This is a genomic window from Weissella coleopterorum, assembly GCF_011304355.1.
Taxonomy (GTDB): Bacteria; Bacillota; Bacilli; order Lactobacillales; family Lactobacillaceae; genus Weissella; species Weissella coleopterorum.
This window is the reverse complement of the sequence record NZ_CP049888.1, coordinates 568,144-582,282: the sequence shown is the minus strand read 5'-3', so window position 1 is coordinate 582,282 and position 14,139 is coordinate 568,144. Positions and strand designations below refer to the sequence as shown.

General features: G+C 36.8%; 14 protein-coding genes and 1 riboswitch. All 14 genes read right to left on the bottom strand.

The window, feature by feature from the left end; all coding sequences use genetic code 11:
• Window positions 1-276: 276 nt before the first annotated feature.
• The 14 genes from G7084_RS03055 to G7084_RS02990 all read right to left on the bottom strand — a co-directional run bounded on the left by G7084_RS03055 (window position 277) and on the right by G7084_RS02990 (window position 14,072).
• Window positions 277-1,056 carry an ABC transporter ATP-binding protein gene (locus G7084_RS03055; RefSeq protein ID WP_166009942.1) on the bottom strand — a complete coding sequence of 260 codons (780 nt, stop codon included), beginning with the start codon at window positions 1,054-1,056 and terminating at the stop codon, window positions 277-279.
• Window positions 1,056-1,952 carry an ABC transporter permease gene (locus G7084_RS03050; protein ID WP_166009940.1) on the bottom strand — a complete coding sequence of 299 codons (897 nt, stop codon included), beginning with the start codon at window positions 1,950-1,952 and terminating at the stop codon, window positions 1,056-1,058. The genes G7084_RS03055 and G7084_RS03050 overlap by 1 nt, the downstream gene beginning before the upstream one ends.
• Window positions 1,953-1,965: 13 nt before the next feature.
• On the bottom strand, window positions 1,966-2,955 hold the full coding sequence (trpX, locus tag G7084_RS03045; protein WP_166009938.1) for a tryptophan ABC transporter substrate-binding protein: 990 nt from the start codon (window positions 2,953-2,955) through the stop codon (window positions 1,966-1,968).
• 278 nt (window positions 2,956-3,233) lie between these two features.
• Window positions 3,234-3,791: a folate family ECF transporter S component gene (locus tag G7084_RS03040; protein ID WP_166009936.1), complete on the bottom strand. Its 558-nt coding sequence runs from the start codon at window positions 3,789-3,791 to the stop codon at window positions 3,234-3,236.
• Between the two features lie 39 nt (window positions 3,792-3,830).
• A riboswitch (THF riboswitch) is annotated at window positions 3,831-3,956 on the bottom strand.
• Window positions 3,957-4,103: 147 nt separating this feature from the next.
• Window positions 4,104-4,721 carry a DUF4811 domain-containing protein gene (locus G7084_RS03035; RefSeq protein WP_166009934.1) on the bottom strand — a complete coding sequence of 206 codons (618 nt, stop codon included), beginning with the start codon at window positions 4,719-4,721 and terminating at the stop codon, window positions 4,104-4,106.
• A gap of 2 nt (window positions 4,722-4,723) precedes the next feature.
• Window positions 4,724-6,259 (bottom strand): MDR family MFS transporter, encoded by a 1,536-nt coding sequence (locus tag G7084_RS03030; RefSeq protein WP_166009932.1) that lies wholly within the window; start codon window positions 6,257-6,259, stop codon window positions 4,724-4,726.
• 204 nt (window positions 6,260-6,463) lie between these two features.
• Window positions 6,464-7,228 carry a CAP domain-containing protein gene (locus G7084_RS03025; protein WP_166009930.1) on the bottom strand — a complete coding sequence of 255 codons (765 nt, stop codon included), beginning with the start codon at window positions 7,226-7,228 and terminating at the stop codon, window positions 6,464-6,466.
• A gap of 146 nt (window positions 7,229-7,374) precedes the next feature.
• Entirely contained in the window at window positions 7,375-7,743 is a 369-nt protein-coding gene (locus tag G7084_RS03020; RefSeq protein WP_166009928.1) for a fluoride efflux transporter FluC, read from the bottom strand.
• Window positions 7,731-8,129 carry a fluoride efflux transporter FluC gene (locus tag G7084_RS03015; RefSeq protein ID WP_246163857.1) on the bottom strand — a complete coding sequence of 133 codons (399 nt, stop codon included), beginning with the start codon at window positions 8,127-8,129 and terminating at the stop codon, window positions 7,731-7,733. The genes G7084_RS03020 and G7084_RS03015 overlap by 13 nt, the downstream gene beginning before the upstream one ends.
• Window positions 8,130-8,166: 37 nt before the next feature.
• Complete coding sequence (locus tag G7084_RS03010) at window positions 8,167-9,072, bottom strand: cation diffusion facilitator family transporter (protein ID WP_246163855.1); 906 nt, start codon at window positions 9,070-9,072, stop codon at window positions 8,167-8,169.
• Between the two features lie 115 nt (window positions 9,073-9,187).
• Complete coding sequence (locus tag G7084_RS03005) at window positions 9,188-9,883, bottom strand: LysM peptidoglycan-binding domain-containing protein (protein WP_166009926.1); 696 nt, start codon at window positions 9,881-9,883, stop codon at window positions 9,188-9,190.
• 368 nt (window positions 9,884-10,251) lie between these two features.
• Window positions 10,252-11,196 (bottom strand): type I pantothenate kinase, encoded by a 945-nt coding sequence (gene coaA / locus G7084_RS03000; RefSeq protein ID WP_166009923.1) that lies wholly within the window; start codon window positions 11,194-11,196, stop codon window positions 10,252-10,254.
• Between the two features lie 12 nt (window positions 11,197-11,208).
• Window positions 11,209-13,488, bottom strand: a complete 2,280-nt coding sequence (gene helD, locus G7084_RS02995; RefSeq protein ID WP_166009921.1) for an RNA polymerase recycling motor HelD — start codon at window positions 13,486-13,488, stop codon at window positions 11,209-11,211.
• Window positions 13,489-13,694: 206 nt separating this feature from the next.
• Window positions 13,695-14,072 carry a DUF956 family protein gene (locus G7084_RS02990; RefSeq protein ID WP_166009919.1) on the bottom strand — a complete coding sequence of 126 codons (378 nt, stop codon included), beginning with the start codon at window positions 14,070-14,072 and terminating at the stop codon, window positions 13,695-13,697.
• Window positions 14,073-14,139 lie beyond the last annotated feature (67 nt).

The following is a 14,139-nucleotide window of genomic DNA, read 5'->3' as shown; positions in this document are numbered from 1 at the left end:
TCCTTTTAATATCTAGGTTCTGTTACTTAATTCCTTTATATTTTAACCGTTTTAGATTTAATTGTAAAACGAATTTCATCCCATCATTCGCAGTAAAACGGTTTTATCCGGTAATGTGACATTCAACACAAATCCCTTTTATTTAATTTAATTCTAAGGAAGCGATTACATTTACATTAGACCACCACTTTAGCTCCACGGTTTTACAATAATTGTTCAAGTTAATATTTTTAAGAATTGAATATTACAATTGTATTGTATTTACATTACAAACCCTTAGTAACGTTTAAAATGCTCCAAAAGATCATTTAACGTCAATTTGTTTTTGCTTTGATCTTTTGCTTCAAATTCGATTTGCCCTGCATTAATTATAATTAAACGATTCCCATAACTTAGGGCATCTTCCAAATTATGAGTAATCATTAATGCCGTTAGTTTGTCCGCCTTAATTCGTTCGTCCGTCACTTTTAATAGTTGCGCACTAGTCTTTGGATCCAAAGCGGCCGTATGTTCATCAAGTAATAGTACCGCGGGTTTAGTGATAGTAGCCATAACAAAGCTTAACGCCTGTCTTTGTCCACCAGACAGATCACCAGTCGCCACATTCAACCGTTGTCCCAATCCATTCCCCATTTGATCTAATAAAGTTTTAAACTGATTTTGTACTTGCGATGTTAATTTTCGAGAAGTCAGTCGATGCCTTTGTCCCCGCCTTTTGGCTAATAATAAATTTTCTGAAACAGTCATACGGGGTGCCGTTCCCATTTTGGGATCCTGAAAAACCCGCGCAATTAAATGTGTGCGTTTAATTTCATTTAATTTCGTTACATCTTGACCGTTCACCAAAATTTGTCCAGTAGTGAGTGGCAATGAACCAGCGATTACATTTAAAAACGTCGATTTACCAGCTCCATTCGAGCCTAAAACGGTGACAAAATCACCAGCCTGCATCTTAAAATTAACATGGTCTAAAATTATTTTTTCATTTAAAGTGCCCTGATTAACAACTACAGTTGCATCAATCAATTCCAAAATGGGGTCCTTAATTTGTGTCATCACTTTGCTCCCTTCTGTGGAAATAACTTTGCAATATTTAATGAATGTCGAAACTTAGGTAGTAATAAGGCCAACCCTAAAATCACGGCACTAAAGAGATTTAAATCGTTGGCATCAAATCCAAATGCCAACACTGCCACTAGCACAAATCGATACAAGATTGAACCGATCACCACTGTAATTAAACGTTCAGTTAGTGTTAATTTATCCGTATAAACTACTTCTCCAATGATAATCGAAGCTAAAGCTACTACAATAATTCCGATTCCCATATTGACATCTGCAAACCCATTATTTTGAGCGACCAAAGCCCCGCCCAGCGCAATAAGTGCATTTGAGATAATCAAACCTAGGGTCACCATAGCATCAGAATTAATACCCAAAGCCCAAGCCATTGTCTGGTTATCACCTGTAGCAATAAACGCCTGACCTAATTCAGTTTGTAAAAACCATGCCACACTGGCCACAATAACGATTACAATAACAATTCCAACCCCAATTGTTGGGAAATTATCAGGTAACCAATTAACAAATTGGTTATTAAACAAGGTTTTTACTCCTAATAATGACTTATTTGCCTGTCCCATAATTCTTAAATTAATAGAATATGTTGCGGTCATCGTTAAAATTCCAGCTAACAGAATGGGAATTTGCCCCTTAGTGTACAACAAGCCAGTTATCAATCCAGCTACTCCACCGATGATACCGGCAATAATAATCGCTAGAACCGGATTGACCCCTTGAGTCACCAAGGTAACTGATACCGCCGCACCAAGTGGAAAAGTTCCTTCAACCGTCATATCCGGAAAGTTTAATATTCGAAATGATAAATATAGTCCAATCCCAAGTAGAGACCAAATGATCCCCTGTCCAATTGCTGATATAATAACTCCCATTTTCTGACTCCTTTTAATGAATAAATCTAGCACGCTGTGATAATTCTTTTGGAACTGAAATGCCCAATCGATCCGCCTGCTCTTGATTAATAACTAAATGCCCTTCTTGCATAAATTCAACCGACTGACTTTTGACAGTTTTTCCTGACAAAATTCGGCCCATCATTCGTCCGGTTTTAATCCCAATTTCCTTTTGATTAATTGCTTCTGCTGCTAGCCCACCTTGTTTAACCATCGTATCAACGGTTGGAAAAACAGGGATTTTAGCGGCATCAGTATTTTTAATCACTGTATTCATAGCTCCAGCAATACTATTATCAGTTGGAATAAACAATGCATCGACTTGGTGATTACTAATTAATTGCAATACGGTTTGGTTAATATCATTGGAAGATGCAACCGAAGCCACCTTTGTTTTCAAACCATTTTGTTTGGCCAATTTTTTAAATTTAAGGGCTTCCGTCGTGGCGGAATCATCCGAAGACGTATACAAAACTCCCACCGTTTTTAAATTCGGTAACATTTCTTTCATCATACTTATTTGTGCTTTAAGTGGTGCTTGATCTAAAACTCCGGTCACATTTCCCACCGGGTGTTCATAATTCGTAACTAACTTCGATCCAATTGGATTGGTTGAACCCGCAAAAATAACCGGTTGCTTTTGTAAAGTGTTTGCTAAACTAATCGCTGCTGGCGTAGCAATTCCCACTGCTAAGTCCACATTCTCACTATCAAATCGCGTAGCCATCGTTTTTAAATTTGACTGGTCTCCTTGGGCATTTTTAAAATCGATTTTGAGATTATCACCCACGTGGTATCCTTCCTCTGCCAAACCAGCTTCAATCCCAGTGTAAATTTGATGTAATGCCGGATGGGTCATAAATTGCAGCACACCGACTGTTTTAACTTCTTTCTTTGCATCAGCTGTGAAACTAGCTCTAACGGCTGCTCCGCCTAAAAAGAGAGTCATAGCGATAATTGTTAATTTTATTTTTATATTCATAAGAATATCCCATTTCGTAAGTTTGAATTTCAACAAAAAAAGTCTACCTAGGCAAACAAACCCAGGCAGACTTCTCCAATTTTCGAGAAATATATCCACAGATTCGGTTGCACTAGAAAAGTGCACGTCCGAATCTGCAAAATTAATGCAATTCGGTCGCGTTAGAAACGCCACCAACCATTTAATTGTAAATTATTAATCTGCATTTTATTTCTCCATCTATAAGTAATAAAATTAATTCTAGCAAAAATAATACACTAACGCAAGTTAATCTTTTATCAAAAAATTTGTTCCGCCAATTTCATTAATTGCTTATTATTAAAAATTAAATAACTAATAATAACTTCAACTGGCCACATAATGAGACTTTTTAGAGCACGAGCCCAAACAATTGGCGATGTTAACGCCGCTTGTACCGAATGGACTGGAATAAAATTATACATCCCCAACAAAATGGTATTTAAAATCACATTTGCTAATAATAGCTGTACTCCAATCGTAACTATCAAACGCCACCATGAGAGGTTTTGTTTTTGATAGTAAGAATAACCAAAGATCAGCGCTGATAATAATTTAACCAAAGCAAAGGCGATTATATATGGTTGCCCTCCCAATAAATTCGTTAAAAAATCAATTAAAAATGCAACTGGAATCCCCCACATGGGACCATACCATTTAGCGATCAATCCACCGGTAATAAACGTAAATCCAATTTGAAAAAACGAATTCCCAATGGTGAACCGTGAAATAATAATCTCAAGAGCCATTAAGACTCCTAACAATGCCAATGTCTGCGTACGCAGCTTGGGCGCTCTAAAATATTCTAATGTCTTCATTTGAAAACACCTCCTTAATTAATGGAGGGTTTCACTGATGTCAGTGAATGCGAAGTTTATATCGCAAATACATTCATGAATTCTAAAAATATCAATAAATGTATTTTTCGATCACAACCCACATTCCGTTTTTGTGACCCTTGACGCATAAACTTCTACCCTGTGATGCTCAATAACTGAACTCAAAAATTAATTATATGCTTTCATACCAGTTGTGTATATAGTAAAATCAATCTTCAAATCAATAAGATATTTTTTTGCTAGTTAAACATAAAAAAGTTTGGAAAATCAATTCCAAACTTTTTTAAAAGATTAATTTTGAGCTTGCGCTAAAGTGGCTTGCTGTTGTTGCATCAGTGCCATTTTTTTAGCCGCTGCTTGAGCCTCTTCAGGAGTCATAACTTGCCAACCATTCTTAGGCACCGTCACAATGGCCTCCTTCTTTTGCAGACTACCATCCATCCCGGCAAAATCAAATAATAACTTTGCTAAGTCAGAATTCCACCGCCAACGAGTTTCTTTTAGCGTTACCGTGGCATTTTGCGTATCTTTCACTTGATACTTTGCAGTACTATGAATAAAAGTATTCATTTTCTTCTTATTGGGAACAAAGTGTGCCGTTGCTTCTTTATCATCTTCGTGATCCCGATACATCATGACATAATTATTCGCTTTAGTTCCAATCTGCTTCGTCAAAACGAGTTTAACTGGTGAAGTAGCAGGTCCAGCTGAATAAATTTGCTTAGTTTCAGTCGTAGTCACTTGCTTCATTCCCCAATGTTGATGAAAATTCAAAGTTGTTAATCCGACTGCTCCCATCAACAAAATAATTCCGATAAAGCCAAATATCCAACGAGCCATTGGCTTCTTCAATACAACAAATGCATAAAATACAAATATTGCCAAAATAATTAAAATGAAAATCATCATAATTACTTCACCCCTTTCGTATAATCTACATCAACATCTTTGTTTTCATGTTTTCCAGCTAAGAAATTAGCAACAATTAATCCCATTACCGCAAACAACATTCCAATCCCAAATGAAACGTGGAACCCATCAAGGGAAGCATTTGCCATCTTTGATGCATATTGAATTGGATTTTCAGTTAAGACATGATGTGCTGGTGTATTATTATTAATAATATTTTGCGTTACTGAGGTTAACAAGGCCACAACCACCGCAGATGCGACTTGTCTTGCTGTATTATTTGCAGCTGTTCCGTCCGCAGCATCCTTAACTGGCAAAGCTGACATGGCTGAAGCAGTTAAGGGCATCATAACCATAGCAATTCCAAACATCCGGAGTGCATACAAAACAGTGACATAATGAATTGGTGTATCAATTCCCAAGAACATGAATGGGAATGTTGCAATCGTTAAGATCGCAAAGCCAACACGTGATAAGCGCTTAGCCCCAACCTTGTCGTAAGCAATTCCAGCAATCGGTGACATAAGTCCCATCATCAATGCCCCTGGTAACAGTGCCAAACCTGAGTCTAATGGTGAAAGTCCATGAACATTTTGCATGTATAATGGTAACATCATTTCAACACCCATCATTGCCATCATTGCCAGAGCAACTAAAATCGTAGTAATTGTAAATTGTTTATTTTTGAAGACACGGACATTTAGAAATGGCCGGTCTAACTTTAATTGACGATAACCAAATAACAAAATAAAAATAATTCCTAAGATAATTGGTAGGATAACATTAATCAGATCACCCCAACCATCAGTGGCCACATTTGTGAAGCCCCAAAGGAATGAACCGAAACCAATTGTTGAAAGAACTAATGAGAACCATTCAAGCTTTCCAGCACGATTTGGAATAACATCCTTCAATAAGAAAAATCCTAAAATAATTGAAATTCCCAAAACAATCATTGGGAAGACAAAAATTGAACGCCACGAATCATTTAAAGTTAATCCTAAAATAACGTGATCTTTTTCCAAAATCCAGCCCGAAAGAGTGGGACCAATAGCAGGCGCCATTCCTATGACCAATCCACCTAATCCCATCGCAATTCCTCGTTGCTTCTCTGGGAAAATATTGACCATTACCAATTGCATTAAGGGCATCGTAATTCCCACTGAAAGTGCTTGTAATGCGCGCCCAGCAATAAACATTGGCCAATAAGCTGACTTCGCCGGTGTCAATGCTGCCAATAACATTCCAGCAAACAATAAGATATATGCAACTTCATATAACCATTTTGTTCTAAAGCGAGTCATTAAGAAAGCTGAAACTGGAATCATAATTCCATTTACCAATAAGAACCAGGTAGTAGCTTGTTGTGCAGTAGCCATCGAAATATCAAAATCCTTCATTAAAGTTGGAATTGCTGTTCCTAATGACGTTTGGTTCAACATACCCGCAAAAGTTGCAAATAAAATAATAATTACTAATGCGACTCGTGAATATGGTTTACCATGAATATCTAATGCTTTTTTTTGATCAGTTGCCATTTTTTCCTCCTTAACATCATAATAGATGTTTTAATCATGTTGCTTATTGTAAAGTTTCTTAACAAATAAATCAATAGAAATTATTAACTTTTTTTCTGCAAACGTTTCCAATTCACTTGGATAAATATTCTTTTTTTAATTAAAAAAGTCCGAAACATTATTGTTTCAGACTCTTTTTATAAATTCACTTGATAATCTTAAAAATTAATATGCTTCACCAACAATAACTCCATTAACATAACCAAAGCCAACATGAGTATATGAAGCATTCATTTCCCAATTACGGTGACCATTAGCGGCACCAACCATGTTAGTTTCGTTATACCAAGCTGAAACAACAGTTGATCCAGCTTCAAACCCAATCGCAATAACTTCACCTGCAGTATGGAAGTGATCTGAAGGAATTCCTGAAGCAGCTACAACAGCAGCCCGTCCTTGCGCCTTAGCAGCTAAACCTGAGTCCCACGTCAATTTGCTCAAACCCGCACTTGCACGCATAGCATTTAAGGCAGCTAAAGTAGCATCGTTTGAAGATACAGCTGTTGAAGCTGTATTATTAACATTAGTAGCTTTATTAGCTACTGCTCCATTTGACTTGGCACTAGAACTTGTCGCTTGGTTACTATTTTCGCTTTCAGTTGTATCAGTTGCAACTTCCGCTGAATCATCCCCAGACAACTTCAATTGAGATCCATTAATAATCACACTTGAACTAGTCAAGTTATTGTATTTTTGTAAATCACTCGTTGAAACACCAGTAACATCAGAAATTGATGATAAAGTATCTCCAGATTGAACAGTATACATTGGTGTGTTTTTAGCTTCATCAGCATTTTTTTGAACATCATCAACTGAGGCATCCCGGAATGTTGTTGCTCCTTGGTCAGCAGAAGCATGTCCACCCATAAATGGGATAGCTGATGCTGCAGCAGCAATCGCAGTTCCAACAAATTTCTTAGTATTACTCATATTAATTATTTCTCTCACCTTCACATAATTTTTAATTATCGATTAATTTCTATTTCACCTTAGATAATATACCAAAACTACATAACAAGAATATTACGATAAGTCGAAATTTTACATCTATTTCTTTACAAACCCTTTAAATTTATCTAATTTAACCCAAAATGCCTGCCCAATATTAAGATTGGCATTCCAATTGTAAACATAATACCCGTTTTTAATAAAACTAACTTTCGCTTAGATTGGTCATCATTTCCCAAAACCTGTGCTAATTCATTAATCGGTGTTGAAAAAGTAGAAAAGCCGCCCATAATTCCCGTCGTTACCATCGTATGCCACGGTAAAACTAAACTTAACCCGCTTAAATACCCCATTCCAAATGCTGCTAATAGATTTATAATAACTACCATCCAACTAGTTGATAACTGACTGACTCTTGTTAATTGATCTAACATAAAGAATCGTAATATCGATCCTACTCCAGCTCCCAATCCAGCCATAAAAATTAATTCTGCCATTTTTTTATCGCCTCTTCTCCAACCCATTGAGCCAAATACACCATTAAAATTCCACCAAGCAGACTAATTACCATATAAATGATAGCCGGTATGACCGACATTTCTGTTATTTCCAAGATTAAGGTTGAATAGGTCGTATAAGCACCAATTATTCCTACAAAAAGAAAGTCAATTTGAATTTGCCTTAATAAATTTAATTTTTTTACTAGAATTTGGGTTAATAATACCGTTATAAAAGTACCTGTGAGATTAATGATGAGCGTTCCAATTGGACTAGCATTTTTAAAGATTAGTTCAATACTTTCGCGTAAGGCTCCCCCAATAAAACCGCCAATTCCAACCATTGTTGCTCGTAAAAGCCACTGATATGCTCTATTATGTATCAACTGATTTTTCCTCCAACAAGAATATTAATCTTCACTTTTAATTTGTTTGACATTCATTTGTGTCAACGATCTGATCATCAATATGATCCACCTCTGGTTGAATTGTTACATGATCAATATGGTATTTTTCAGATATAACTTCTTGAATTTCTAGAATACTTTTCTCAACTTGAGTTAAAGATTGATTCTCCATCGTTACATGAAAAGTTAGCAAAGTGCGATCTTCATCAAGCTGCCAAACATGAAAATGGTGGGCACCCTTTACATAGGAACAACTTAGCACTACCTTTTTAATAGCTTGCAAATCTACATCCGGATTAGCCTCCATCAAAATATTCGTTGCCTCTTTCAAAACTGACCAGGTTTCGTGCATAATATAAATCGCTACCAGTAAAGTGATTAAAGGATCCAACCACAGCCAATTAACCCAAGTAATCATAACTGCCGCAAAGATGACCCCGACCGATGATAAAGCATCCCCAATCACATGTAGTAAAGCCGCTCGTTGATTTAAATTACCCTCATTACGGGCCAAGACCAGACCTGTCACTATGTTAGCAACCAATCCAATCACCGCAATTACCAACATTAGCGCCCCCTGAATCGGATGTGGATTTAAAAAGCCTCTGATTGATTCAATGATCAAAAATAACGAAACCATGATCAAAAAAGTAGAATTAACGAAGGCCGCGATAATTTGTGCTCGGCGATAGCCAAAAGTATTTTTAGTCGTCATCTCTTTACTAGAAATTCTCTGAGCGGTCCATGCAATCACCAATGAAATCACATCCGTTAAATTATGGATTGCATCAGAAACTAAAGCCAATGATCCTGCTAGTAAACCACCTACTAACTCCGCCCCAGTAATGATGACATTCATAATCGTTGCAATCAAATAATTTTTATTATTCATTTCATTCCCATGTTCATGTTTCATTGCCATATATACTCCTTATCCTTTCATTTTATCATAAGCAAGTCCTGGCACACATCAAATCTAGTCAATAAAAAAGGTTGATATCAAGATATCAACCTTTTTATAATTTGAAAATTTTATTTTACCACCAACCATGTGATGAACGGAAAGCAATGGCGCTATCAATTGATCCGTAACGAGAAACAGCATAGCTGATCATTCCAGCAGTTTGTGTAGCGACTGATCCATATCCCCATGAATTCTTAGTTTGACCCAAACCATGATATCCATTTGATGAAACGGCGTTAGGATTACCACCAGATTCAGGCATTACCACACTTTGCCACAAGGCTGCAGTTCCACCAGCAGCGATGAATTGATCATAAACTGAGCCAGATCCTGTTGCAGCAGCCGCTGGAGCAGCCGTCGCTTGCTTAGTAGTGGTAGTTGCAGCTGATGAGGCTTTAGCTTCTGATGATGAAGCAGTTGCCTCTGATGCAGCGGCAGATGAAGCAGCAGCTGATGAGGCAGCAAGTGAAGCTGTCGCATCGTTAGCTGCTTGAGCTGCAACATCAGTAGCAGTGGCAGCTGAGTTAGCTACTTGTGTATCATCATCTGAAACTACTAATTCTTGATCTTTAATAATCAAGTTAGCATCTTTCAAATTATTAGCTTGTACCAAATCATTAACGGTTGTGTTGAACTTCGTAGCAATATCGCTCAAAGTATCTCCACCTTCAACGGTATAAGTTGTAGCGGCGTGAATAGCTGTTTGACCGGCACCAAAGACGGCAGTCAATCCGGCAACTGTTAATGCTGTTTCTTTTACTTTATTCATTATTTAAAACTCTCCTAGACTTCAGAAATCCATCTACTGCGCTCCGAGCGTTATTACTGGGCGCTCCTTTACGACGTATCCGCCGTAATCAACATATATAAGTTTACCAAGCTGAATGGATTTTATATTAAGCTAACTTTACAATCTATTACCAGCACCCCAAATCCATCTAACTCAGTGTCACATTAATGTAACAAACCCCTCGATTACACGCTTGAAATCCGATATAAAGCCATTTTAATTCAAATTAATTCCAACTCATTTTTCTTCAAGAATGTAACTTAAGTTCTTTTTTTTTTTGAAATAAGCTTACCAACAGGACTGAATCAATTTTTTGTAACATTAATGCAACACTGTTAAGTTACATTTTAGAATTTACGTAACCAAACTTCGGCAATTTGATGTTCTTTATCTTTTTTCAAAACTAAATCTGCTCGATTACGCGTTGGTAAAATATATTGTTCTAGATTTGGGACATTCACACTTTGCCAAATTTGATGACCAATCGCTATTGCGGACTTTTGCGAAAGTTTAGTCCACTGCCAGAAGTAGTTTTTGAGATCCTGTTCTTGTTTAGTTTTTGTTAATAAGGCTAAAAAACGATCAATGTACCATTTTTCAATTAATGGCGTTGGCGCATCAACAAAAATAGAAAGATCAAAGAAATCGGCTAATGAAACTGAAAATTGCTCTGAAAACTGTAACGTATTTACTCCCTCAACAATTAGAATCCCCGGTTGTTGAAATTCATCATACCCAGCTTCAACTACATCGGATAATTCATGTGAATAGATTGGAACCCTTAAAACCTCAGCTCCACCCTTCACCGTATTCAGAAATTCGATGATAGCTGCTGTATTATATGATTCGGGAAAACCTTTGCGTTCCATTAAATTGCGTTGCTTCAATGTCGCGTTGGGAAATAAAAAGCCATCCGTTGTTGTAAGAGCAACCTGATTATCACCGTACTCCACCTGTAACATATATTGAAGTAAACGCGCGGTGGTTGACTTACCTACCGCGACTGAGCCAGCAATTCCCACAATAAATGGAATTGATTTGATACTTTGTTGAGCAAATTGCTGACGTTCCACTAAATCTAAATCATATTGCCTTTTTCTTAAAATAATATAATTTACCAGAGGTTCATAAATCTTAATTACATCATCCATGGAAATTTCATCGTTAAACGCCTTAATTTGGTTTAACAATTGTGGCGTTACAAGTTCTCCTGAACGTAAAGCAATTGAAGATGATAATTTCTGCCAGGTTTCACGTTGATATTTAAAAAATGTTTTATCATATTCATCCATAATCAGTAACCCTTACTTTCTTTCGTAAAGATTAGAATCCACATCCAATAGTGGACTAAGTTGTTTTTTAGCTACAATCGTTAATTGATGCATTGCTCGTGAAGCAATTGTATAAACTAGCTGGCGCTCATCGTCCCCGTGATAATTTTCAGCTGACGCATCCCACATAATGACCGCATCAAATTCAAGCCCCTTCGCTAAGTATGCCGGAACAATAATTGTGCCGGGAACTAAACGCTGATTTTCGGTACGAATCACCGTAACCGGATGGTTTTCATTCAGGTATGCATAAACTTGTTCGGCCTCTTGCAAAGTCTTGGTAATAATCGCCGTCGTTTCTTTAGCTTGATCGTTAAGTCTTAATTGATCTAGAACCGTATGTGTCATCATCGTATCATCGTTTAAGATTTCAATCGTCGGTTTTGCACCAGCACGTTCAAAGGCATCAATTTGAACCCCATTAATCAAGGTCGCCTTCGCGAAATCAGTAATTTGTTGCGTTGAGCGATACGTCTGTGTTAGTTGGATAAACTCTGTTTTTTCAGTTCCAAAGAGACTCTTTAACTCGGATTGAAGAGTCATCGCATTTGATTTGGTAAAAATCGCTTGGTTTAAATCGCCTAGCATCGTAAAACGAGCTTTAGGAAAGCTAAACTTTAAAAATGCTAATTGGAAGGGGGTATAATCTTGAATTTCATCAATAAAGACAAATCGAATATCCCGTTCTCCATGGCTCCCTTTAATGACATCAAATAAATACATAAATGGAGTCATGTCAGCTAAATTCAATTCTTTTTGTTTTAACTCATTGATCGTGTTGGTCAAATTATTTTGCCAATCGTCCGCGGTGATTTCTGACGCATTTAATTGCGTTAAATGCGGTACCGCTCGTAAGAAATCTACAAATTGCGCGTTAATATTCAAAAATCGTGTTCGACTAATTTGTTGCAAAACAGGTCGCATCTCATTTTGAACAATCACCTTAGCCAAAGCTTGATATTCGGAACGCTCATCTTTAAATTCGCGAACTTGATCTCCCAGAAGGGAATCATATTCTTCTTTCGAAAGATTTTGAATTGTTCCCTCCACCCAATCAGACTTCATCTCATTCCCAACATAACCACGCACTTTACTTAATAGACGTTCCTTAGTTACTTCTAATCGTTGCCCAAGTTTATAATTTTCATTAAATGAATAATAAATATCAGCAATTTGATCTTTCGAAATCAATTCTCTTCCACGGAACTTAATTGACCTAAAACGAATTCCCGAGTGATTTAGTCGATCCGTATAGACCTTAATTAAATCAAAGTATGCCTTTGAACCCTTGAAACGATTAATCTTTTGTTGCCAATTTGGCTGACTCTCTTCAAACCGTGCCTGTAATGTCTCCAATTTCAACTTTGGTAATCGCCGTGAAGCATATTGGTAGAAAGTCATTTGAATCATATTTTGTTCACCCATTTCTGGGAGCACCTGATCAATGTAATCATTAAATAGCTGATTTGGCGAAAACATAACAACCTGACCAGCCGTTAAATTACCACGATAACGATATAGTAGATAAGCAACACGTTGTAAGACCGCAGACGTTTTTCCAGATCCTGCTGCCCCTTGAACAAATAGTAGCTCGGCATGCGTATTTCGAATGATTTTATTTTGCTCACGTTGGATCGTGGTCACAATTGATTTCATCTTAGTTGATGATTCACCAGCTACCGCATCTAACAGCATTTGATCACCCACAACCTCATCTGTATCAAAGAGCGTGACGATCTTTTGATCTTCAATTTGAAATTGACGTTTTAAACTAACGTCAGCTTGTTGCGCCCCTGCCGGTGTATCATATGTAACAGGCCCTAACCCACCGTCATAATAAATCGACGAGATCGGCGCTCGCCAATCATAAACTAAAAAGTTATCTGGTTGATCAGAAAATGATGCAAGCCCAATATAGATCGGTTCAACTTTGTCAGACCCGTCATCTTGTACATCAATTCGTGCAAAATAGGGATTATGTGCTAATCGTGTCAAAACTTGCGCTTGATGTTGCGCTGATGTCTGAGCTAATTCACGTTCTTGTAGCATTTGTTGCTGTTGACGAACGGACATTGCTGTTTCAAATAATCCAGAATAGGTCGAAGATTTAAAGCGTACATCGTTCCAACCTTTTTCTACTTCGACTTGTCCTTCTTCAGCACGGGCTAATTGTGCATCATTATTCTGCTTAGCTTCTTCAATCTTATCTAAGACATGATCCAGACGTTTTTGTTCAAATTCAAATTCATTCATCGTCGAGCCTACTTTCAAAAAATTAGTTATTCTATATTATCATATTTATCATTATTATTAAAGATACAGTAATAATTGCTTTTTCTACCTATATTATAGAAGATATTTTGAAACTTTAATTTTAAGATTTAACATCCAATATTTATGACAGAAAAAAGCACTCATATCCATTTTATTGGGCATAAGTGCTAAAACTATTTTAGATATTATTTATTTTTTGGCAAAAAAGCTTTAACTGTTAGTAACATCTGCTTCCAGAAACCGTGTCGTCGTAAAACTTTTTCATTTCCCACGTGTTGCCGAATCGCTTTCAATACTTTCCCAACCTCTTTAGATGAAAAATCAAGATCCCCTACTGAGGTAATAATTTTAAATCGACGTCCCAGTTTTTTATTATGATGCAATTGAGCATAAACAATCTTAATTTCTTCCCATGGAATTTGAATAAAATCATTCACATTATTAGTATTAAAAAACTCGAAACCTCGATCACCAATTAAAAAATCGCCGTATTTAGCTCCAATTCCTAAATATGAAATCCCCGGTGCCTTTAATTCAATTTTCGTATTAATTGATTCTACCATAAGTTTTGCCCCCTGCACTTTGCTACTCATCATCTCTACAAATATATTGTAGTTTAGTTGTTAAATA